This window comes from Brevibacterium sp. FAM 27836 (assembly GCF_051351055.1).
GTDB lineage: Bacteria > Actinomycetota > Actinomycetes > Actinomycetales > Brevibacteriaceae > Brevibacterium.
Map to the genome: position 1 here is coordinate 688,035 of NZ_CP195711.1, position 21,098 is coordinate 709,132.

24 protein-coding genes and 2 tRNA genes are annotated in these 21,098 nt (G+C 63.1%); 11 read left to right on the forward strand and 15 right to left on the reverse strand.

Annotated elements, in window-relative coordinates; genetic code table 11:
• Nucleotides 1-73: 73 nt before the first annotated feature.
• Genes ACSE4D_RS03240 through ACSE4D_RS03255 form a run of 4 tightly spaced genes read right to left on the reverse strand, consistent with a single transcriptional unit; the run spans nucleotide 74 to nucleotide 3,758 of the window.
• The gene (locus tag ACSE4D_RS03240) at nucleotides 74-1,732 is read right to left on the reverse strand and encodes a metallophosphoesterase (RefSeq protein WP_240689507.1); all 1,659 of its coding nucleotides are present in this window, start codon (nucleotides 1,730-1,732) and stop codon (nucleotides 74-76) included.
• A gap of 42 nt (nucleotides 1,733-1,774) precedes the next feature.
• A complete protein-coding gene (locus tag ACSE4D_RS03245; protein ID WP_240689508.1) occupies nucleotides 1,775-2,872 on the reverse strand; it encodes a UDP-N-acetylmuramate dehydrogenase in 1,098 nt (365 codons plus the stop codon).
• The gene (locus ACSE4D_RS03250) at nucleotides 2,869-3,312 is read right to left on the reverse strand and encodes a MaoC/PaaZ C-terminal domain-containing protein (RefSeq protein ID WP_135537151.1); all 444 of its coding nucleotides are present in this window, start codon (nucleotides 3,310-3,312) and stop codon (nucleotides 2,869-2,871) included. The genes ACSE4D_RS03245 and ACSE4D_RS03250 overlap by 4 nt, the downstream gene beginning before the upstream one ends.
• A complete protein-coding gene (locus tag ACSE4D_RS03255; protein WP_425120267.1) occupies nucleotides 3,309-3,758 on the reverse strand; it encodes an FAS1-like dehydratase domain-containing protein in 450 nt (149 codons plus the stop codon). Before ACSE4D_RS03255 ends, ACSE4D_RS03250 begins: the two co-directional genes overlap by 4 nt.
• 184 nt (nucleotides 3,759-3,942) lie before the next feature.
• On the opposite strand from ACSE4D_RS03255, the gene ACSE4D_RS03260 reads away from it, so the two are divergent.
• From ACSE4D_RS03260 to ACSE4D_RS03280, 5 genes are all read left to right on the forward strand, one after another.
• The gene (locus ACSE4D_RS03260) at nucleotides 3,943-5,697 is read left to right on the forward strand and encodes a biotin carboxylase (RefSeq protein ID WP_135537152.1); all 1,755 of its coding nucleotides are present in this window, start codon (nucleotides 3,943-3,945) and stop codon (nucleotides 5,695-5,697) included.
• A 97-nt stretch (nucleotides 5,698-5,794) separates the two neighbouring features.
• A complete protein-coding gene (locus ACSE4D_RS03265; RefSeq protein WP_135537153.1) occupies nucleotides 5,795-7,123 on the forward strand; it encodes a serine hydrolase domain-containing protein in 1,329 nt (442 codons plus the stop codon).
• Between the two features lie 325 nt (nucleotides 7,124-7,448).
• Complete coding sequence (locus ACSE4D_RS03270) at nucleotides 7,449-8,045, forward strand: hypothetical protein (RefSeq protein ID WP_135537154.1); 597 nt, start codon at nucleotides 7,449-7,451, stop codon at nucleotides 8,043-8,045.
• Between the two features lie 147 nt (nucleotides 8,046-8,192).
• Nucleotides 8,193-9,427 (forward strand): IS3 family transposase gene (locus ACSE4D_RS03275; RefSeq protein ID WP_426936496.1). Its coding sequence is split into 2 segments (ribosomal slippage): nucleotides 8,193-8,478 and nucleotides 8,478-9,427, totalling 1,236 coding nucleotides; the frame shifts between segments, so codons are not numbered across the junction.
• A gap of 139 nt (nucleotides 9,428-9,566) precedes the next feature.
• Nucleotides 9,567-10,028 carry a nuclear transport factor 2 family protein gene (locus tag ACSE4D_RS03280; RefSeq protein WP_135537155.1) on the forward strand — a complete coding sequence of 154 codons (462 nt, stop codon included), beginning with the start codon at nucleotides 9,567-9,569 and terminating at the stop codon, nucleotides 10,026-10,028.
• A gap of 13 nt (nucleotides 10,029-10,041) precedes the next feature.
• On the opposite strand, the gene ACSE4D_RS03285 is transcribed toward ACSE4D_RS03280, so the two are convergent.
• The 5 genes from ACSE4D_RS03285 to ACSE4D_RS03305 all read right to left on the reverse strand — a co-directional run bounded on the left by ACSE4D_RS03285 (nucleotide 10,042) and on the right by ACSE4D_RS03305 (nucleotide 13,426).
• Complete coding sequence (locus tag ACSE4D_RS03285) at nucleotides 10,042-11,013, reverse strand: squalene cyclase (protein WP_135537156.1); 972 nt, start codon at nucleotides 11,011-11,013, stop codon at nucleotides 10,042-10,044.
• A 149-nt stretch (nucleotides 11,014-11,162) separates the two neighbouring features.
• The gene (locus tag ACSE4D_RS03290; RefSeq protein WP_436326640.1) at nucleotides 11,163-12,035 is read right to left on the reverse strand and encodes a hypothetical protein; all 873 of its coding nucleotides are present in this window, start codon (nucleotides 12,033-12,035) and stop codon (nucleotides 11,163-11,165) included.
• Entirely contained in the window at nucleotides 12,035-12,244 is a 210-nt protein-coding gene (locus tag ACSE4D_RS03295) for a hypothetical protein (protein ID WP_135537159.1), read from the reverse strand. Before ACSE4D_RS03295 ends, ACSE4D_RS03290 begins: the two co-directional genes overlap by 1 nt.
• A gap of 120 nt (nucleotides 12,245-12,364) precedes the next feature.
• Nucleotides 12,365-12,769, reverse strand: coding sequence for a hypothetical protein (locus ACSE4D_RS03300; RefSeq protein ID WP_135537160.1), 405 nt, complete (start codon nucleotides 12,767-12,769; stop codon nucleotides 12,365-12,367).
• Between the two features lie 441 nt (nucleotides 12,770-13,210).
• Nucleotides 13,211-13,426 (reverse strand): hypothetical protein, encoded by a 216-nt coding sequence (locus tag ACSE4D_RS03305; RefSeq protein WP_135537161.1) that lies wholly within the window; start codon nucleotides 13,424-13,426, stop codon nucleotides 13,211-13,213.
• A gap of 134 nt (nucleotides 13,427-13,560) precedes the next feature.
• Here ACSE4D_RS03305 and ACSE4D_RS03310 point away from each other — a divergent pair, with 134 nt between their 5' ends.
• On the forward strand, nucleotides 13,561-13,824 hold the full coding sequence (locus ACSE4D_RS03310; protein WP_135537162.1) for a DUF3263 domain-containing protein: 264 nt from the start codon (nucleotides 13,561-13,563) through the stop codon (nucleotides 13,822-13,824).
• Nucleotides 13,825-14,141: 317 nt separating this feature from the next.
• On the opposite strand, the gene ACSE4D_RS03315 is transcribed toward ACSE4D_RS03310, so the two are convergent.
• Nucleotides 14,142-14,447, reverse strand: coding sequence for a hypothetical protein (locus ACSE4D_RS03315; protein ID WP_135537163.1), 306 nt, complete (start codon nucleotides 14,445-14,447; stop codon nucleotides 14,142-14,144).
• A 247-nt stretch (nucleotides 14,448-14,694) separates the two neighbouring features.
• Between ACSE4D_RS03315 and istA the strand changes: the two genes are divergently transcribed.
• The 4 genes from istA to ACSE4D_RS03335 all read left to right on the forward strand — a co-directional run bounded on the left by istA (nucleotide 14,695) and on the right by ACSE4D_RS03335 (nucleotide 18,312).
• Nucleotides 14,695-16,224: an IS21 family transposase gene (gene istA, locus ACSE4D_RS03320; RefSeq protein WP_436326641.1), complete on the forward strand. Its 1,530-nt coding sequence runs from the start codon at nucleotides 14,695-14,697 to the stop codon at nucleotides 16,222-16,224.
• Complete coding sequence (istB, locus tag ACSE4D_RS03325; RefSeq protein ID WP_426936288.1) at nucleotides 16,224-17,000, forward strand: IS21-like element helper ATPase IstB; 777 nt, start codon at nucleotides 16,224-16,226, stop codon at nucleotides 16,998-17,000. The genes istA and istB overlap by 1 nt, the downstream gene beginning before the upstream one ends.
• Nucleotides 17,001-17,162: 162 nt before the next feature.
• On the forward strand, nucleotides 17,163-17,765 hold the full coding sequence (locus ACSE4D_RS03330; RefSeq protein ID WP_135537164.1) for an HIRAN domain-containing protein: 603 nt from the start codon (nucleotides 17,163-17,165) through the stop codon (nucleotides 17,763-17,765).
• Nucleotides 17,766-17,901: 136 nt separating this feature from the next.
• On the forward strand, nucleotides 17,902-18,312 hold the full coding sequence (locus ACSE4D_RS03335) for a hypothetical protein (RefSeq protein WP_135537165.1): 411 nt from the start codon (nucleotides 17,902-17,904) through the stop codon (nucleotides 18,310-18,312).
• A 172-nt stretch (nucleotides 18,313-18,484) separates the two neighbouring features.
• Here ACSE4D_RS03335 and ACSE4D_RS03340 read toward each other — a convergent pair whose 3' ends face one another.
• Nucleotides 18,485-18,730, reverse strand: coding sequence for a hypothetical protein (locus tag ACSE4D_RS03340; RefSeq protein WP_135537166.1), 246 nt, complete (start codon nucleotides 18,728-18,730; stop codon nucleotides 18,485-18,487).
• A gap of 12 nt (nucleotides 18,731-18,742) precedes the next feature.
• On the opposite strand from ACSE4D_RS03340, the gene ACSE4D_RS03345 reads away from it, so the two are divergent.
• On the forward strand, nucleotides 18,743-19,024 hold the full coding sequence (locus tag ACSE4D_RS03345) for a hypothetical protein (protein WP_135537167.1): 282 nt from the start codon (nucleotides 18,743-18,745) through the stop codon (nucleotides 19,022-19,024).
• A 160-nt stretch (nucleotides 19,025-19,184) separates the two neighbouring features.
• On the opposite strand, the gene ACSE4D_RS03350 is transcribed toward ACSE4D_RS03345, so the two are convergent.
• From ACSE4D_RS03350 to ACSE4D_RS03365, 4 genes are all read right to left on the reverse strand, one after another.
• Nucleotides 19,185-19,258: transfer RNA gene (locus ACSE4D_RS03350), tRNA-Met, on the reverse strand.
• A gap of 27 nt (nucleotides 19,259-19,285) precedes the next feature.
• A tRNA-Thr gene (locus ACSE4D_RS03355) sits at nucleotides 19,286-19,358 on the reverse strand.
• A gap of 134 nt (nucleotides 19,359-19,492) precedes the next feature.
• The gene (locus ACSE4D_RS03360) at nucleotides 19,493-20,293 is read right to left on the reverse strand and encodes a glycerophosphodiester phosphodiesterase (RefSeq protein ID WP_135537168.1); all 801 of its coding nucleotides are present in this window, start codon (nucleotides 20,291-20,293) and stop codon (nucleotides 19,493-19,495) included.
• A gap of 115 nt (nucleotides 20,294-20,408) precedes the next feature.
• Nucleotides 20,409-21,017, reverse strand: coding sequence for a DUF1992 domain-containing protein (locus tag ACSE4D_RS03365; RefSeq protein WP_135537169.1), 609 nt, complete (start codon nucleotides 21,015-21,017; stop codon nucleotides 20,409-20,411).
• Nucleotides 21,018-21,098 lie beyond the last annotated feature (81 nt).

The following is a 21,098-nucleotide window of genomic DNA, read 5'->3' on the forward strand; positions in this document are numbered from 1 at the left end:
CGAGCATACCGTGCCCGACCGCCGTTCGTCGAACCGAGCATCCGGATGGTTCCTCAGGCGTGCCGGCACCCGCTCATTCACCCGGTTCCTCGGCCGGTGGCTGAGCCGCGAGCGGCAGGGGTTCGGGGAAGCGCACCCACGGATCGATGCGGACTTCCTGTTTGGGGTTGACCGTGATCAGCTGCATGTCAATGGGTCGTTTGGTCCGGTTGTCCACGCGGATGATGCTCAGTTCCGCGTCCATGCGCAGCGGGCCCGGGGTGAGCGCATTCGCCAGCGCTCCGCCCGTTGTCGAGCTCACGTAGCGGACCCCCGAACCGGAGGTCTCCGGGCCCACTCGCCGGTGCCAATGTCCGCTCAGAGCGTAGTCGGCACACCCCGAACGCAGCGCCGGGGCACCGACTGCCGGGTCGTGGACGAGCATGATGTCGAAGTCGGTCGCGCACGCTTCATCACGCAGTCGCTGAGCGTATTGGTCGACGGTGAGCTCCGTTTCGAGCTGCGGTCCGGAGCCGAAGACGGTCCGACGCGGATCCGCGGCTCCGAAGAAGGTGACCCCGCCCATCTCGGCCGTCGAGTCCTCGAGCACCTTCCACCCGGTCGACTTCGCATGCCTGGTCGTCTCCACGGAGTCGTGGTTGCCCTTGACGATCATGCGCGGAAGCTTCTCAGGCAGCTCATCGTCGAGCACGTCGAGGCAGTAGTTCTCAGCCGACGTGCCGGTCATGGAGACGTCCCCGCCGTCGATATAGGCATCGGCGCCGCTCATTCCGGCGACGGCTCCGACGACGCGCGCCATACCGATATTGCAGTGGATGTCGGAGGCGAAGACGAAGGTCGTCACGCCCGCATCCTCGTCCGCCCCTGAGGCGGAGTCCCCGTCCTCTCCCCCCGGACCTCCGATTCCGGCGGGCGGGACCATGCCCCTGTCCGTCCAGTTGCCCGAGATCGGCCGCTGATCCCATTCGGCGCGCAGGGTCGTGAGCACCTTGTCGTAGAACGCATCGTTGTCGTCGGCGAAGTCCTGCACCGCGGTGACCGCGGTGTCGATGATCCCGCCGAGGCGGCCCGTGACCTGAGATCCGGCCAAGGGCGTGCCGTCGAAAGCCGGGTCCGCCGAGATCGGCTTCGGCCGATTGAACACGACGGTGCCGAGACCGGCGAGGACGAGGACGACGACCAGGCCGATGCCGAGGAGCTCCTTGCCGACGAAGGCGCGCGAGATGGCCTCTACGCGCCGCGGGCCGAGGAAGGCGGCGAGACCGACGAGCCCGCCGGTGATCACACAGACCGCCAGAGCCCAGCGGATGAGGATCGCTTGGCTGAGTCCGTGGACGATCTGGTCGACCTGGGCCTGCGGGGCGGAGAAGAGCGAGGCGTAGGAGGCCACGTCACCGCCGAGGGCGTCGACCGTTCCTCCACCGGGATCGTCGACCGCGTCGGGGTCTGCGGCGGGTCGCTGCTCATCACTGGCATCACCGGAGACCGGGATCTCGCCGATGGAGACCCGCAGCCCGAGGCCGAGCGGGATGTAGTCCTCGGCCGGGACGAGCAGCTTCCCCAGAGGACCGAAGTCGACGGTCAGCCGGGAGTCCGCGGTGACCTGGTACTGCGCTTCGTGGGGACCGAAGGTGAGATCGGCCCGCGAGGTGAACAGCGCCCACGGCAGGGTCAGGAGACCGACCGCGGCCAGGGTGATGATGAGAGTGATGGTTCTGCGACGTGAAGACACGTCCACCAGTCTAAAGAAGGTGCTGGCTGCCCACGGCTGGTCTCAGCGGTCCAGCGAACAGCCGATGAATGTCGGCTCCGGTTCGAGCGTGATGCCGAAGGCGTCCGCGACTCCGTCGACGACGGTGCGGGCGAGATCGATCACATCGGCCGTCCTCGCGTGTCCTCGATTCGTCAGCGCCAGGGTGTGCTTGTTCGACAAGGCGGCGTGTCCGTCACCGATGCTGAAGCCCTTGGCGAACCCGGCGTGTTCGATCAGCCAGGCCGCCGAGGTCTTCGTCTTCCCTTCGATCTTCGCCCCGCTGAGCGGATCGGTCACCGGGTAGCGCGGGGCTTCCGCCGGCAGGATCTCGGGGTCGTCGACGATCGGGTTGGTGAAGAAGGAGCCGGCCGACCAGGAATCGTGATCGTCCCCGTCGAGGACCATGCCTTTCGACCGACGCAGCGCGATGACGCTGTCGCGCACGAGGGCCGCCGCAACGCGGGTGCCGATCTCGACGTCGAGTGCGGACGCGAGTTGGGCGTAGCGCACGGGCAGGGAGAGTTCGCTGTGCTGGAGATCGAAGGTCACCGACAGCACGACGAACTGGGGGGTTCCGACCGCGGCCTGCGCGCGTTTGAGCGCCGAGGTGCGATAGCCGAATTCGAGTTCGACGGCGCTGAGACGACGGATCTGCCCGGCCACACGGTCGAAGACCTCGACGGAGGTGATGAGCTCACCGACCTCGGTGCCGTAGGCCCCGACGTTCTGGATCGGGGTCGCCCCGACCGAGCCGGGGATGCCGGAGAGCGCTTCGAGCCCGGACAGACCGAGGTCGAGGGTGTGGGCGACGAATGCATCCCAGTCCTCCCCCGCCTCGGCAGTGACCTGTGTATCGGTGCTCGTGGTCTCGGTCGTCGTCACCCCGGTGGTGCGCACGACGCACACGGCACCGTCGAACCCGTCATCGGAGATGAGCAGGTTCGACCCGCCCCCGATGAAGAGGACGTCGGAACGGTCGTCGCCGGTCAGCTCCAGCGGGTGGGCGTGACAGAAGTCGAGCAGCTCCTCGCGGATCTCCGCGATGGTCACATGCTCGGCCGGACCGCCGAGGCGGAAGGTGGTGAATGTCGAGAGATCCTCATTCACGGCTTCGGTCACCGGGAGATCCGAACCTGGGTGCGGCTGAGGACATCGGCTTCGCCGGACTTCACGGCGATGTCGATGCGGGCGGTGCCGACGGCGGCGTCGACCGCTCCAACGGTGGCGGTCATCTTCAGCGCGGTCGTCGGGGTCGCCGGCGACCCGGTCTCGGCGTCGGGGACGGGCACCGGAGCGGAGAAGCGCGTCCGGTAGTCCACGATCGCACCGGGGTCGCCGAGCCATTCGACGAGAGGGGCGATGACGACGGCCATGGAGAGCATGCCGTGGGCGATGACTCCGTCAAGTCCGACCTCGCGGGCGAAGCGTTCGTTCCAGTGGATCGGGTTGTGGTCGCCCGAGGCCGCGGCGTAGTCGATGAGCGTGGCCCGAGACAGTGGGATCTCGGACTCCACGACAGTGTCTCCGATGGTCAGCGCGGAGAAGTCGATGGGATTCATTCTCCGTCTCCTCTCACGACAATGGTCGAGGTCACGGTGACGACGGGCTGTTCGGCGGCGTCGGTGATCTCGGTGCGGGTGGTGATCATGGCGTTGTCGCCCGCGGAACGGACACCGTCGACATGGGTGACGGCGGAGAGCACGTCGCCGGCGACGATGGGGCGGGTGAAGGAGAACTGCTCGGAGCCGTGGACGACCTTCGAAAAGTCGATGCCCGAATCGGGATCGGAGATGTAGGCCGCCTCGGACTTCTGCGCGATGATCACGGCGAAGGTCGTCGGAGCGACGACGTCGCGGTAGCCCAGTGAGGTGGCCGCCTCGGTGTCGAAATGGTATTCGGCCTTGGCCCCGGTGGCGAGCGCGAATTCCGCGACCGCCTCCCGCGAGACTTCATAGGGCTGCGGCAGGGAGAACGAGGCCCCCTGCTTCTCGGTATTCACCGGCATATGCGCTCTCTCTTCCACTGTGGTCAGTATCGACACCAGCCTAAGGCACAGGCCTGCCGCGACGCTCATCGGCGAACATTCGGCCGCTCGTTCGCGTCCGATTCACACAATTGCCGCACCATCGGGCCCAGGACTACGAAACTGGTATATGTTATCCACATCACGTTTGCTAAGGAGTAGTGCGATGACCGACGAATCCCCCAGCGCAGGCCCAGCGATCCCTGAGTCGCAGAAAGCGAATTCCGGTGCCCGAGTCAAGGACGCAGTCGCCGTTCCCTCTCCGCATGCTCCCGGACCAGGCTCTCCAGCGGCCGCCGGACCGGCCGCCGCGACGCCTGCTGCACCCCCTGCAGTCGCTGCCGTCGCGAGCTCTGAGCCGACCGTGCACGAGGACGCCGAGCCGCAGGTCGAGGTCACAGTCGCCACCGACGCCGCCTACACAGGCAAAGAAGCCGACCGCGTCCAGATCCGCCGCCCACTGCGCAACGTCTCCGAAGTGCGTCACTTCTTCCGGACGAATCAGACTCCGATCTACTTCGTCGGGGCCACCCCGTTCAACCTCCTCGGTCTCGACCGGTGGGTGCGCAACTTCTCCTACATCACGTACTACGACGGGTGGGACGGCGCGCACCCGCGGGTGTTCTCCCCCCGCTACAAGCCCTATGTCGAGTTCGACTCGGGTGAGGCGATCAACAACTGGCTGCTGCTCAATGCCGAAGTGCGCGCGCATATGACGCGCAGCGTTCCCCACGGGGAGCGGGTGAAGGTGGCGATGGTCTTCTTCGATGAGGAGACCGAACGGATCTGCCGCGAGCTCGGCTACGATCTCATCCTGCCGTCGGCGGCTCTGCGCAATCAGCTCGATTCGAAGATCGAGACGACGAAGCTCGGCAACGAGGCCGGCGCCTTCTCCGTCCCCAACGTGCTGACCACAGCTGAGGCGTACGAAGAGCTCAACAAGCGGGCCGCTGAGGAGGGGCTGGGCACCGACCTGGTCGTACAGACTCCTTACGGCGATTCGGGGAAGACGACGTTCTTCATCTCCGGACCCGCTGACTGGGAGAAGCATAAGGACGACATCATCGGCGAGCAGCTCAAGGTGATGAAGCGGATCAACAACACTCCGGTCGCCGTCGAGGCGGTCATCACCTCCAGCGGTGTCGTCGTCGGTCCGTATCTGACCGAGCTCGCCGGTTTCGCCGAACTCACTCCCTACAAGGGAGGATGGTGCGGCAACGAGATGAAGCCCGACGTCCTCACCGCCCAACAGCGGGCCCAGACCCGCGACCTCGTTCGGCGAATGGGTGAGGGTCTGCGCAAACGCGGCTATCGCGGGTTCTTCGAAGTCGATGTCCTCGTCGACCTCGACAGCGACGTCTGCTACCTCGGTGAGCTCAATCCGCGTATCTCCGGCGCCTCGGCGATCACGAACGTCACCGCCGGTGCCTACGCCGATGTGCCGCTGTTCCTGTTCCACCTGCTCGAGTACCTCGATGTCGAATTCGACCTCGACGTCAACGAGATCAACGAACGGTGGGAGGAGCTCTCCGGTGCGGACGAGTGGAGCCAGATGATCATCAAGGAGACGGCTCCGATCACCGAATACATCACGCATTCGCCGCTGACCGGTCAGTACTACCTCGACCAGTACGGGACGCTGACCTATAAGCGGGCGGCCTTGGACTGGCATCCGCTGCAGAACGGCAACGAAGTGTTCTTCCTGCGCATCTTCGGCGCCGGCGACTACCGGTGGAAAGGCGCCGACCTCGGAGTGCTGGTGACGAAGAACCCGCTGCAGACCAATGTGGGCGGACCCGATTCGCTGAGCATCAGGGCCAAGCACTTCATCGATTCGATCCGCGCCATGTATGCCGGCGTCCCGGTCGCCGCGGAGGACCCGGCACCGGCCCTCGGCGGGCCCGGTGCGAAGGGCGACTGAGCGGCGGATCCCCGGTGGTAGCCTCGTCACAGTTGATGCGGCGGGGTTCCTGCCTGCCCTGGATGCGCAACATTCCGAACCGACCGAAAGGTGCACCGTGACCGAACCGTCACCGGACAACGCCACGCCCACCCCCTCCTCGGCGGGGGTCGGCACTCCGCCCATCGCCGACCCGTCCGTCGATGTCGCGGCCGCCGCCGGCGGTGATCCCGCTGCGGTCGCGCCGCCGCTGGGCGTGGACCCTTCCGCGGGCGTCGATCGGGACAACTGGCAGGAACCCGGCAATGTTCGGTGGTCATTCCAGAACGTGAAAGAGGTTCTGCCCACGACGCCGATCTCGCGCGGGACCGGGCCGGTGGCCGAACTCCCGGCCGACCTGCAGGACCTCGGTGAGGTCGAGATACCGGCGACCGAGCACTCCGAGGCGCGCAGCGTCCGCAGCGTCATCGAAGCTTCGGATACGGACGCGTGGCTGCTCATGCACAACGGGACAGTGCTCGCCGAGGAGTACTTCGGCGGGATGACGCCGGGCACCGAACATCTGCTCATGTCGGTATCGAAGTCGCTGGTCGGAACGGTCGCCGGCGTGCTCGTCGGCTCCGGCGACCTCGACCCGAACCGCCTGGTCACCGACTACGTTCCCGAACTCGCGAAGTCCGGCTATGCCGGAGCCACGGTGCGCCACATCCTCGATATGCGTTCGGGCATCCGGTTCTCCGAGGACTACCTCGATCCGAAGTCCGAGGTCAGACAGATCGAGGAGTCGATCGGCTGGACCGAGGCCAAGCGCGAGAACCCGGGCATCGGAATGTACGAGTTCCTCACCACCTTAGAGGCGAAGTCCGAACACGGCGGCGTTTTCGAATACCGCTCGTGTGAGACCGATGTGCTCGGCTGGGTGTGCGAGAAGATTGCCGGAGAGAGCATGCAGTCGCTGATGTCGCGGGTGCTGTGGTCGCACATCGGCGCGGAGCAGGATGCGCTCATCGCCACCGACCAATACGGCGTCGGAATGTTCGACGGCGGCATCAACACCACTCTGCGCGACCTCGCTCGGTTCGGTTACGTCTACGCCAATCGCGGCCAATCGCTGACCGGCCAGCAGGTCGCACCGACGACGTGGATCGGCGACACCCTGACGACCTCGGCGGAGGTGCGGCGGGCCTTTGCCGAAGGACCCGGCGACAATCGGATGCCAGGCGGGGCCTATCACAATCAGTTCTGGTTCCCGTTCCCCGATTCCCACGCGTTCCTGGCCCTGGGCATCCACGGCCAGATGATCTACATGAACCCAGGGGCGAACATCGTCGGCGTCAAGTTCTCCAGCTGGGGGCTGCCGCAGGATGCGACGAAGCTGTTCCCCACGATCCGCGCCTTCGAGGCCATGGCGAAGGCCGTCAACACGACCGCCCCGGCAGTCGGGTAACGGCCGACACCGAATCGCCCCGAGCCGGTGGGCTCTTCTCCTCGACGTACCGAACCATCAGTCACCATCAGCGGCATACCACCTCGGTGCAACGGTGCAGTGCGACGCTGACGGTGACTGATGCCTGCCGCACAACCGGTCGGCCTGTCTCGTCGGCCTGTCTCGTCGGCCGCGTTCCGGCACTTCCGCAGGTTCCGTGTGTCCGAATCGGCACAGCTGTCGCCGGATCCGCACACTCAGCCGCATCGGCAGGCTGACGGCCATGGCAGAATCATTCACGTATTGACAACTTCTGTGATCGCAGTTCGTGCGAAGGAGAGAGACCATGACACCGACTCGTCGGACTTATCTGATGCCCCGCCTGCTGACCGCGGCCGCAGGAACTGCCCTCGCCCTGTCCCTGGCCGCCTGCGGCGGGCCCGGTGCCGACAAGCCGACCGAAGACACACAGTCCGAAGCCGCCGAGTCTCCCGAAGGCGGATTCGGCGGAGGGTCAGTCGAGACGACACCGGCGGAATCGCCGGGTTCCGAACCCGCCGAGGCGGAGCCGACCGACACCGAATCGACCGATCCGTTCGCCGACGCTGCGAAGACGACAAACTGGGCCAGTGACGACGGGATGAAGATCGACAAGGACGGCAACGGCACCGTGCCCGCTTCGTCGATCGAAGCTGACCTCGTCGATCTGTTCGAGAACAAGCTCGAGCTGAAGCTCAAAGAAGCCAAGTGCGACTCCGATATGGAGCTCCGAGAGTGGTACGGATTCAAGTCCTGCCAGGTCACCGTCAAGGACAAAGAGGCTTACAAGGGCGAGCGGAAGTACTTCGGGACGGTGAAGATCGTCGACCACAAAGGTCAGATGATCAAGTACGAACTCATGTTCCCCGGCATCGACAAGGAAGACTTCGACTTCAAGGACTGACTCGGTCAGATTCCAGCAGGCACCACCCCGACGCAACCCCGTCCCCGTCACTCGGCGGGGATGGGGTCTCTGTGCCGCGGCTGCGCATCGACTGGGGTGTCATGATTTGAGTAGACAGCAGAACCCGATGAAAGGAAACTGCTGCACATGACTACCAGCCAATCCCCGCGGCGGCCCCGCAGAGAGTTCACCTCGGAGTTCAAGGCCGACGCCGTCGCGATGGTCACCGACCTCGGGAAGTCCCGAGCCGAAGTCGCCCGCGACCTCGACATCAACGAGTCGACGCTGGGCCGGTGGGTCGCGAAGGCCACTGGCACTGAAGGAACCGGCTCCGGATCAGCTCGACGCGCTCCCGACGCCAACAGTGATGACCCGGCCGAGATGGCCAAGGAAATCGCTCGTTTGAAGCAGGAGAACGCGTTCTTGAAAAAAGCCGCGGCCTTCTTCGCGAAGGAACAGCCGTGAGCGCGAAGTACGAGCTGATCCACACCGAAGAAGGCGCCTTCCCCGTCACCTTGATGACCCAGATTCTGGGAATTGAGCGCACCGGCTACTATGCGTGGAAGAACCGGCAGGACACCGAACCGGACCCTGAGTCCAGGCGTGGTCGCCGCCAGATCGTCGCCGACCGGGTCTACGCCCTGTGGTTGGCGTCGAACAAGGTCTACGGCATTCGCCGGATCCACAAGGATCTCGCAGCCGAAGGGATCACCGTTTCGCTGGGGTTGGTCGCTGCGATCATGCGCGAGCTCGGGATCGCGGGTGTCCAACCCCGGGCAACGAAGCGAACCACGATCCCTGCCGCCGATGCCCAGGACAGGGCGGATCTGGTGCGGCGGGAGTTCAACCCGCCGGTACCCACGACGCATCTGGTCAGCGACATCACTTATCTGAAGACGGGTGAGGGGTGGTTGTTCCTGGCCACGGTCATCGATCTCACGACCCGGATGGTGGTGGGGTGGGCGACGGCGAAGCATATGCGCACGAGTCTGATCATCGATGCTCTTAAGGTCGCCTACCAGGGCGGATACGTTGCCGAGGGCGCAATAGCGCATTCGGATCGAGGCAGCCAGTACACCTCTGCGGAGTATGCGGAAGTCGCACGATTGATGCAGGTTCGCTTGTCAGTGGGCAGGACTGGGGTGTGTTGGGACAACGCGGTCGCGGAGGCGTTTTTCGCTTCGTTGAAGAATGAGATGTTCCATCGTCAGCGATTCGCTACTCGCGCAAGGGCACGGCTGGCGGTCGCGGAGTATATCGAGGTGTTCTACAACCGGAAGAGGCGTCACTCGGCGTTGGGCTATGAGATCCCTGCCCGGGCGATGGAGTCGTTCTTCGATCGCACCGAGACGGAATCATCGGCAGCCGACCGGGCTGCTTGAGGAAATAGTGTTCTCCTGTCGAAACAACTTGACACAGTCCAGACCTTCCCGCCGCGGTTGGCACCGAGTAGCATGAAGGGCCAGGCCGCAGGCACGCCTCCAGACAGGCAGACACGGACGCGGCCGGGAAGGACCCCTCATGACTGAGCACCGTCCCCCATTGCCGCCGTTCGATCGGGACTCCGCCGCGCAGAAGGTCCAGGGCGCCGAGGATGCGTGGAACACTCGCAGTCCGCAGACAGTCGCCGCGGCCTACACCGTGGATTCGGTGTGGCGCAATCGCGATGAGTTCATTACCGGCCGCGATGAGATCCTTGCGTTCCTCACCCGCAAATGGGACCGCGAACTCGACTACGCGCTGCGCAAGAATCTGTGGGCATTCGATGACAACCGCATTGCCGTCCGCTTCCAATACGAATGGCACGATGCCGGCGGTCAGTGGTGGCGCAGCTATGGAAACGAGTTGTGGGAGTTCGATGCTCAGGGGCTGATGGCACGCCGTGAAGCAAGCATCAATGATGTCGCCATCGCCGAGGCGGACCGCTGGATCCGTGGGCCCCGACCGGCCGAGAACCGCGGCAGGGAATTCGACCTCCGGTAAGACATTCGTGGGCTCAATCGCCGCCTTGGGCGGTGGCGGAGGCATCCCACCAGTCGAGGATCCGCTGGGCTTGCAGCGTCACCCATTTCGAGGGTTCGCCGACGGGTGCGTCGACATGGAACCAGACTTGCCCGCCGAGGCGGTGCTCCTGTTGCCAGCGTCCGTCCGCTCCTCGGCGAGACCGGATCATCTCAACGGCTTCGCGCATGCGCGGATCCGGATCGGTGCAATCGGTTCGTGCCGCTTCTCGGAAGTAATCGAGTGCCGGCAGGATCCCGTAGAACCACCGTCTGGGGCAGAACAGCGCCAGGGCACGTTCGTCGAAGGGTTCGCCGGTGCCTCGGCGGCGGAACAGGTCTCGGACGAGCAGGTATTCCTCTCCCCCGGCCCGGGCCTGAGCTACGCGTGCGCTGTCACCGGCGGACTTTTGGTAATCGAGGAGCGCGACGAGGGCGTTGAGGGTGGAATGGAAGGAGGACACCTTCGCGCCGTCGACCCATTCGCAGTTCCATCCGCCGTCATCGAGCTGGTGGTCGAGGAACCAGTCGACGAGCCCGTCGACATCGGCACCCAGCCAGAGGCCGTTCGACAGTGTCCACGCATTGATGCACACATCGACTTCGCCGCCCCAGTAAGGCAGGTTCTCGTATTCCCACCGAACGGGCGCCAATTTCTCTGCGGTCCCTGCCAGCACCGACGCAGCCACTCCCCACTCGCGCAGGTCCTTGAGCGCCCAGGTCGTCGCCGTCCACGGCTGTGAACGCTCAGTGTTGAAATCGAAGCCGGCGGGGAAATATGCTCCGCCGGCCCATTGCCCATCCGGGTCCTGTCGGGAGAGCAGCTCGGCACCGAATCCGACGTGTGCGACTTCGGCTCTGCTTGACTGCCAGGTCGAGTCCTCAGCACCGAGGAGGTCACGTTCGACCTGCCAGCGCAAGGACGGGTCGGAATCGAGCAGCCAGTCGGACAGTTGTGCGTTGATCATCGTTGATCTCCCGCGTCGGTCGAACAGTCTCTATGAGAGTAGGTGACGAACCGTCTGATGACCATACCCGCCGCCGAATTGCGGTCGAACGGACATCCGTCGCGCTCGGACCGGCCCTGAGCATAAGAGAAGACCCCCACGCCGGGACCTTATCCCTGGTGAGTGGCTTGATCGGTAGCGGGAGGGGCCCCTGTTTGCACCCACAACATGCCCGTGCCGGCCGCATTATCGGTCGGCTCGAGGGCGTTGGTGTCAATGCTGTTGACGTGATCACCTATCGTCACGCCGTCCGGTGTGCGGTCGATCGCGTGGTAGGTCATGGCGAGTTCGATGGAGGCGTTGCGGATGCGGCGGCGTTGCTTCTCGCCTTCTTGGTATCTGACGTATTCGACGTTCATTTGCCACCCCCTGCGAGGTTGCTGAGGATCCGTGGGATCTCGGTGGCCGCGGTCTGCATTTGTTCCGGGGGGCGCGGAGATGGCGGTGAGGAGTGATGTGAGGACGGTTTCGAACTGGGCGCCCGTCTGCTCGGCGATACGCACTTGCCTCTCGTCGACACCGGCCTTCAACGTTTCGCCGGCGTACTTCGCGAGCAGGTCCTGCGCTTTGTGCAACAGCGTGTACACGATGTGCTGGCAGGCTTCCTGAATAGTCTCCCATTTCTCGCCCATGGGGATGTCTTCCTCGGATTCCTTCGTCGTCCCCCACCACAGTTCACCGTCAGTCTCGAAGAGCTCGACTTGGTGACGCAACCACTCGACTTCGCCAGCTTTGGATGCAACGAGATCCAGGAGTGCTTGCGCCAGGTCGAGGTCGGTGTGGGGTGTGCCGAGGCGGCGGGCAACGCGGGTGAGCTGGTCCTGCTCGAGGTTGCGAGTCGCAGCGGCGCGGGCCTTCTTGGATACCCCACCGTGGCGGAGACATACGCGCAGACCGCGGACGTGGTAGTTCTTGTATTGATCGCCACGCTTCTTCGACGTGGCTTGGCATTTCTTCGGGTCCCAGTTGCTCTTGTCGACCATCAGAGTCCGCTCACTTCGGTGGTGACGTACACGGTCGCGTCGTTGGGTACTGAGTGCAGGTGGTCGCCGATGCGGAGTGCGCTGGTGTCGGTGGCGGTTTCGAGGGTGATGGAGTGGAGTGTGCCGCTACGGCACCGGCCGAGGGCTGCGAGGGTCGGCAGGGTGACGGTCTTGCCGAGGTCGCTTGCGTTGAGGTGTCTGACGATCATGCACGGAGCATGCGGCCGGGCACGGGAGAGTTACCAGGGACGACACGCGGGTGACAAAAGAAGAGTGGCCCGAGCATGTTTGCGTGGGCCACTCTTCAGGGTGGAGCCTACTCAGGCACGTTAGCCTTCGATAATCTGAAAATCACCGTTCAGTCGAAGTTCACCGACCGTGATCACCTGGAGATCACCGACTTCAAGCTTCTTCCGGGCGTTCTCTTCTTGAAAGAAGACATCCTCAACTGCGGCGTCGCTTAAGAGCTCGATTGCTTCCTCACCGTCTGGTGTCGGCCTGTAGGTCGCCATGTAGTGGTAGGCGTAAACGGTGTCGCCGGGTTCGATCGTGTGGTCATCGGCATCCTCTACGTCGCGTTCCTCCCAGCTGATTTTGTAGCCCGTCTGCTCCCTTTCGATTCGTTCACACTCGGCCTCATCGCTAAAAATGCCGACCAGCGGATCAATCTTGTCGTCTGGGTCGAACGGAGACGTCTGTTCAGCGAACAGTAGGTACAATTTCTGCTTACTCATTGCTTGAGTCTCGCATCCTGTCGATCAGTGTGGTCCGCATTCTGCGCTGATTGGCGATGCGTATACTCGCGCCCACAGTGTTCGACCTTGATAGCGCAGACGCCCGATCATGCTCGCCGACCACTTGTGACTTCTGGTCCCTTTGCACAGGTAGTTCATGTTCTTCTGCTGAAACTTAACGACCCAGTCCTTCTTCTTGTACCGGTACTTTCCAGCCTTTAGGTCCTTGTCGGTCGCAGTTTGCGGGACCTGAACACCGGTCTTCACCCACATCAACGCGTTCTTGTAGCGCAGTTGGGAGGCCATCTTGATCCCTGTTACCGTCTTCGTGCACACAGTGACCGGTTTGACCCCGCCGTACTTATGACCGCTCGATTTCCTGGTGTGGAAGCTTTCTGGGTATAGAACGCACGGCCCGAAACGGACGCTGGCGACCTGAGCCTATATCCCACCGGGGTTCTCCTGCTCGATTTTGTCCAGCTTCTTCATGGCCTCTTCCTCCGTCTCGGCTTCGACGTACGGTGAGGCCCCTTGCATGCTCGTCAATTCTTGGTCGGTGACCTCGTTTTGGCTCGAGGCCGCGGCCGGGGTTACAGCGAAGCTGGCGAGCATAGTAGCCATCACGGCGCTGGTTACCAGCGACTTCACTAGTTTCATGGGGATGTTCCTTGCGGGCTTCATTCAAGGGGCTTTGCCATTCTCTGGCAACCATCGCGACACTACTGAAAACTGTCCTTTGATCGCATCGCACGTAAGTATGAAGTTCAGCCGCCTATGCCACACTGGCTTCCATGGTTCCTGGCACTGTGAGCGAGCTCTCCGAGCATGATCGGATGATCCTCGATTTGGAGAAGACCGCGCACACTGCGGCTGCCCGTCACTCGTTGTGCCGGCGCATCGATCTGCTGCCTGAGAAGTACACCGTTGCACTCGAGGGGCTGGCGGATACGGACGCCGCCTACAGTTACGCTCCGGATGTTGTCGAGCGAGTCAGGCAGTTACGGGCGGAACGGTTCGCGTTCGAACGACGGCAAGGACGGTGGAAGAACCGCTAGCAGTTGCTCGCACCTCTACTGCAGAGTCGGTATTGACCCATTCGATCAGATCCCGTTCACCCGGCTCGGGGCGTACGAGGCGACGTGTCGGCTGCTCGTTCGGGTTCACAGCTTTCCTCCTGCCTGTGGTCTGCCCGGCCTTTTCACATGTCGGGTGCGTATGGTGGGGTTGCTCCCCACTTCCTGAACGGTGCCCCTCGCGGGGTTTTCGTTCCGTCCTCTTAGGAAAACCTGAAATGGTGAACGGACGTGAAGTGGCGAGTATCTGCCTCGGGCGGTCGCGACCGCCCGAGGCAACATACCGTTGCTTACAGGCCTCATGGTTCCTCCCCGAGTAGTACGGAGATGACTGTCCGTGCTGCTTTCCGATAGTCGTTCTTCATCTCGGGTTCCTGCCCGTCCCATGTATCGGGTCCGTCGAATGATTCGAGTGCGGGTGCCGGGTCGGTGGACCAGATGGCCTCTGCTGCAAGCTCGACTGCTTCGTCGGTGCGGAGTTGGTCGCGTTGCCACTCCGCACCTTTGACGAACATCTTGTGGAACCGCTTGTTCTCGCGGTACCCGCGATGCTCGTAGGTGTGATGAGCGCTCGCGTGGTCCTCAGTCTTTTCGTCCCAGTTCATAGCTTCTCCTGCCCGACTACTTCAGTTAAAGTTCTGGCAACGGTTGTTGGCGGCCATGGAAAACTGCCCATAGGCGGACAGTAGAAATGCCCGTTCCTGGCCATAAGAACTGCCCAGTGGCGGCCACGATTTCTGCCCATCCGAGCATGTAGAACCTCTCATTGAGACACGACCCCGAACCACTTCCGGGAGATGATGACGGTGTCTAATCGATCAACATCCACCACGAGAGGGTTCGGGGCCGCGTATGAAGTCTGACGGAGAAATCATGGAAATTCTAGAAGCGTATGACTCCACAGGGTCCTACCGAGCCGCAGCCGAGTTGGCAGGGTGTTCACACCACACAGTCAAGGCCCACGTCACCGCCCGCGCTCAAGGCCGCCCGGTGGGCGTGCCCGTCCGCCGTGATCGGGTCACGGACGAGTTCATGGACAAAATCACGGAGCTGGTAGCCCGTTCAGGGGGCAGGATCCGTGCCGATAAGGTCCACGAACGCCTTCTTGGACTCGGCTATGAAGGTTCGGAGAGATCAACTCGCCGTGCCGTCGCCCACGCCAAAGCGATCCATGAAAGAGCAGGTCGTCGTGTGCATCGTCCCTGGGTGGCAGAGCCGGGACTGTGGCTGCAATACGACTACGGTGACGGGCCCGTCGTCGGTGGCGTGAAGACGGTGTTGTTCATCGCGTGGTTAGCGTTCTCGCGGTTTCGCATCGTCATTCCGCTTCGGGATAAGACGCTGGCGTCGGTGTTCATGGTCTTAGACCGCACGTTTCGACTCATCGGCGGCATCCCGACCTATGTGTTGACTGATAACGAGAAGACCGTCACGACGATGCATATCGCCGGGGTTCCGGTACGCAATCGCGACACAGTCTCATTCGCGAAGTACTACGGAACGACGGTCCTGACGTGTCAGCCGGCCGATCCGGCATCGAAGGGCGGGGTGGAGCGGTCCGTCCAGATCGCGAAGGCTGATCTGGTGCCCACAGCCACGAACCTGCGCAATGAGTACGCTTCGTTTGCTGACCTCGAGGCCGCCTGCCAAGCCTTTATGTCCGAGATCAACGAGAAAGAGCATCGGGTGACGAAACGATGTCCGATCGACTTGATCGGTCAGGAGCAGGAGAGGATGCATCCGGTCCCGGACCGGGCGCATACGATCGCGTTCGGTCTGTCGAGGAAGGTTCCGGTCAATACGCCGATGGTCGCTTTCGAGTCCGGGCAGTATTCGGTACCGCATGCACTCCTGGGGTCCGAGGTCTTCGTCCGCGTCCACGGTGTCGCCGAGGCAGAACAGATCATCATCGTAGCTGCCGGTCGTGATGGGGTTCGGGAAGTCGCCCGACACGGCAGGGCCCGGCCCGGATCGCCGAAGATCGATGACGAGCATTTCCCGACTGATGCCACACAGAAGGTGCCCGGAGTGTATGCGGTCACAGCGAACAGTCCTGATGAGGAAGCGTTCCTGATGATTGGGCATGGTGCTCACGAGTGGTTACGTGAGGCGGCCGCGGCAGGGACGTCGAGGATGCGACAGAAGATGGGCCAGGCCGTGGCACTGTCGCGGTTGCATGGTCGAGAACGTGTCGATGAGGTCCTGGGTACGGCGGCTGCCTATGGTCGCTTCGGCACTGGTGATGTGGCGTCGCTGCTGGCCCACCGGGTTGCTGATCAAGGCAGTCGCAGTGCGGGTGAGGATGCGTCCCTGGCGCAGGGGACTGTGGGATGGCAGGCGATGAGCTCACCGTCGACGACTGCGGACGGGGGTGAGCTGTGATGGTTGTCTCTGCCCAGGCGCCAGTCCTTGATACCGAGGTCGAGGCGCTGATGCGACGGTTGAAGATGCCGTATGCGCGCAGTCTTGCCCCCGAGTTGTTGGCCACGGCGAAAGCGCAACGGTGGGAGCCGGTCGAGGTCGTGCGGGCATTGTTAGTCGAGGAATCTCGTGGCCGATCGGCGGCGATGTTAGCGACCCGGCGGAAGCAGGCCGGGTTTCCCACGGGCAAGACGTTCGAGTCCTGGGATGAGGAAGTGTCATCGATTCCTGTACCCACGCAGCAGGCGCTGTCGACGCTGGAGTGGGTGGGGCGGAAGGAGAACCTGGCCATCTGTGGGCCCGCGGGAACCGGCAAATCGTTCTTCCTGGAAGCGCTGGGACAGAAAGTCATCGACGGCGGTGGACGCGTGTCCTGGCTGAAGCTGGAAGATCTGGGCGGACTCGTTCGTGCTCATCGTCCTGATGACCAGGTGACGAAGACTGTTCAGCGGCTGTTGCGAGCCGATCTCGTGATCGTTGACGACATCGGGCTGCTGCCGGTCAGTGATGATGCTGCCGAAGGTCTGTATCGGCTTGTCGATGCTGCTTATGAGAAGAGATCCGTCGCGATTTCGTCGAATCTCCATCCTTCTGCTTTCGACCAGCTGATGCCCAAGACCGTGGCTACGGCGACGGTTGATCGGCTCCTTCATCATGCTCATTTGGTCCAGACCAGTGGGGAATCGATTCGACTCAGCCAGGCCGTTTCTGGGGCAGGGGTGGTTGCTTTGAGCTGATATCGACGGCCCCGGGTGGTCACGACTGGACACAACGAGTCGATGGGCAGAAATCGTGGCCACCAGCGGGCAGTTTTATTGGCCACCAGTGGGCAATTCTCGTGGCCGTCTATGGGCAGTTCCTACTGACCGTTGACAAACGGTAGACATGGAGGTCTCCTCATGTGGGCAGTAGTCGGCATCCTTCTGGTGATTGCGCTCGGATGCTGGCTGCTTGCAAAGGTTCGGTCGCCGGCTGCACATAAGCCGCCGACGATCGATGCGCCTCCAGAAGACTTCAGCCCGGGCCCAACCGCTGACACCGCACCCTCGAGCCAGACTTGGTTGTCGAAGGAGGAGGCCGATTCGGAGCTGGTCCGCGACGAATGCGGGAGTCTCGCCTTTCGAGTCGAACGACGAGAAGGCGAGTACCGGTTCGTCAGTGAAAAGTCCGGAAAGCACCCCTCCCCTGGCAACCTGGCCCTGGCAAGACTTGGGATCTTCTACCTGAACGTTCGCGGGTGGAAGAACTACCCTGCCGCACGGCTGAAAGTCGGCGATCACATTGATCTTCGCCGGCGGCCCGGGAACAAGTACGATTCGAACGCGATTGCTGTCGCTCGTCCCGGTTCGAAACACATCTATGGCTATGTCAACAAGGGGTTTGCTCGTCGTCTCGCGAAACCTATCGACTCCGGCAAAGAGTTCGTGGGAGTGGTCATGGGTCGGGCGGGCAACACGATCGCGGTTATGCCGACTGAGATCGCTGCGGAACTGGACCTGTAGCCTCCACCGCCGCTTGAATGTGTCGCTCATCTTCACCGTCCGGCGCCTTCACGCCCTGGGCCGTCGCCTGTTCGTCCCTCCGACCATCCGTTGAACGTCTTCACGCCAACGCTCCAATCTCACCTAGCATCCCCGCATGGGATTTTTCGACATCTTCAAAGGACCAAAAACCCGCGTCTACGCAGGGGAACCAATCGAACGAGCCCTGAAACCCTGGCTCTGTGAAAGCTACGAAGGCAGGGACGAAATCAGTCCCGAAGGACGGTTCAAGCACGCTTGGGTCAAACTCGAACCATCCGGCGACCGCGTCAACGTGAAGACCCTCGACGGTGAGAAGGTCGGCTATCTCGACAAGGACAGGCCCGAATGCTCCACCGTCGTCGAAATCATCAGGCAGGCCGGCATCGAAGCCGGCACCGTCAAATGCTTCCTCGACGAAGAACGTGGCCGTGACGGGCACAGAGCAATCTTGACGCTTGGCCCCCACAAGTACCAGCCGAAGCCGCCGTTCAAACGGCTCGAGGAGGTCGATGTGCGCGCTCAGTGACGGAGCGTTGGCAGCGGCGAGTGAGTTCATGCCCTGAGCTTCGCCTCCCTCACGGGATTTTTCCTAGTGTCGACACACGGTTGGTGAGGTTCGGCTCTGGCCCCGATGTTTGGTGAGGTTCGGTGGGCTTGGGTGAGTCGTCGGCGGGTGATGAGGTACTCGATGGGGCGAATCATGCCGCTCCCCTCAGCGCGAGGGTCCCGCGACGGTACGCCGACCACGCTGTGCCACTGTGCAGATAGTCGTCGTGCTGGTCGGGGGTGAGTTGCCCGGATGCGATCGCCGCCGTGAGCTCCCGAGCCGTTGTCAGTTCGGTGCCGGCGTCGTTCATGTCGGCCAGGGACGGGTTTATCGGCCCAACCTTCGACAGGCGGTTCTTCCGTTCGACTTTGATGATCGACCGCACATGTGACGGCATCAGCCAGTCCGCATGGGCAACACCAGCGTCTCCGGAAAACGCGAGAACTACCGGGCGACAGCACGATCCCAACAGGTGAACGGCAAGACTGTGCCGCGGTTCCGAACCGGTGCCGCAAAGGAAGCCGCACGCAACGCGCTCCTCGAGCCGCTGACCGACCTGCGGGGCCAAACGATCGCCGGCGAAACCTCGAGCACGACGACTCTGGCTTCATTCGCAAACGACTGGTTGAAACGGTGGGAAGAATCCGACGAACACCCGCCAAGCAGCTTGGACACTCTGAGGTCGGGGTGACGGCGAAGCACTACGTGCAGAAGCTCAACATTGGCCCGCAGGGTGTCGTTGGGGTGCTCGACAAGTGGATGCAAAGCGTGTCGTAACCGTGTCGGTGGCCGTCTCTGGGCAGAAAAATAGCCCCTCACCGGGACGTTATCCCTGGTGAGGGGCTTGAAAGTAGCGGGAGGGGGACTCGATCCCCCGACCTCACGATTATGAGTCGTGCGCTCTAACCAGCTGAGCTACCCCGCCCCAGCGCCGCATTCCAGGCGGCACGAGAGCCCCGAAAGGGAATCGAACCCTTGACCTTCTCCTTACCATGGAGATGCTCTGCCGACTGAGCTATCGGGGCAACAGGTAAGAATTTACACGGGTTCGCGCAGCCAGGGCAAATCGGCCCGGAGTGACGTCACTCACACGACCTCGTTTCGGCAGCGAGTTCCGGCGCAATTCTTGTGCCGTCACAGCTGTCACCAGTGGAAACGATCATCTCACCGGGTCAAAACGCCCCGCCAGGAACCCTTGCAGACGGCCCGGTTGGTTGGTGATGATCCCGTCGACCTCGGCGTCAAGAAGTTCTCGCCATTCGTTCATCTCATCCGCCGTCCAGACGAACACCCCGAGGTCGTTGTCCCTGATCTCGGTGACGACCGATTTCCGCATGGTGAAGCCCTTATAGGAGGGATTGATCGCCACCGCCCCGAGATCACGGGCGATCTCGATGTCTTCGGGCTTGGGCACCATGCGCAGCAGGAATCGGGCGACCATGGGCAGGAGGTCGCGGCAGGTTTCGAGGGTTTCGAGGTTGAAGGACTGGACGATCATCCGGTCGGCGATGCCGGTCTCGACCACGAGCTCGGAGATCCTCGCCACCGCGCCGGAAGACCACTCCCCTTTGAGCTCGAGCAGGAGCTCCCCGCCTCGATGCTGGATGTCGCGCATCACGGCGGACAGGGTGGGGATCCGCACTCCGTGGAATCCGGGCCCCATCCAGGACCCGGCGTCGACGAACGACAGCTCCTCGGCGGTGAGGTTGGCTACGGGGCCTCTGCGGTTCGTGGTCCGGTCCAGGTCAGGGTCGTGGAGGATCACGGGCACGCCATCGGCGCTCGTCGATGTGTCGACCTCGATGAAGTCGACCCCGAGCGCACGCGCGGCATCGACGGCGGCCAGACTGTTCTCGGGCACAACTGCCGAATATCCGCGGTGCGCAATCACCAGCGGTCGGCTGCCGACCCCGGGCCGTTCGGCCATGCCTCGTTCGTGAAGGAACTGCAGAAAGCTCATGGGTTCACCCTATGCCCTGATAGGGCGAACGTGCATGACGGCCTCGGACCCCCAACGGTCACCGCTCTGGCCCTGACCGGCGCCGGCCTGCTGAGGCTTCACCCCAGGGCCGCTATCACCGACGAAGACGGCGCCACCATCGCCGAGGTGGCTGCTTCCTCTCCGCGCTCGTTTCGTCGGCTTGTCGGCCACCGCGCCCCTGACTGCGACCGCCGGCTTCCGCAGACCTGCCCGTGGTGCCCGGTTCCGCTCCGCGCCCTCCCGGCCCCAATCCGGCGCCGATGTCGGTCGTCGCTTGCGCACGGCGTTGGCGCCATGCCGCGACCTCGTCGTCGATGTTGCGCGGCGGGGTGAAGACCGGCGGGCCTTCGCGCAGGTCCATCACGGCATCTCGCACTCGGGCGTTGAATCCTGCGAGGTAGTCGCGGACATCTGCCTCTTCGGTGAAGGCGTCGACGGTGTCTTCGAGGACGGCGTTCTCCTTCCGGAGTTGGAACGCGGCCGGGGCGACTCCGCTGATGCCCTCGGTATCCATCTTCTGCTTGATCCACCAATCGGGATCGGACGAACCGTGCAGACCTGTCAACGGTTTACCGAGGCCGGGCAGATCATCGAAATCACCGCGTCTGATGGCCTTGTCGAGGGCGGATTCGACCACAGCGTTGCGGTCCTCCAGCGAATTCAGGCGCCGAGGCGGCCCTGCGTCAGTCGGATCGTCGCCCATCGTCTCGCCTCTCCTCCACCGCGTCCGCCGGGTGGTGTCCTTCAACGTTAGAGGCGAGGTTCAGGCTTGGCAAGGGAATGT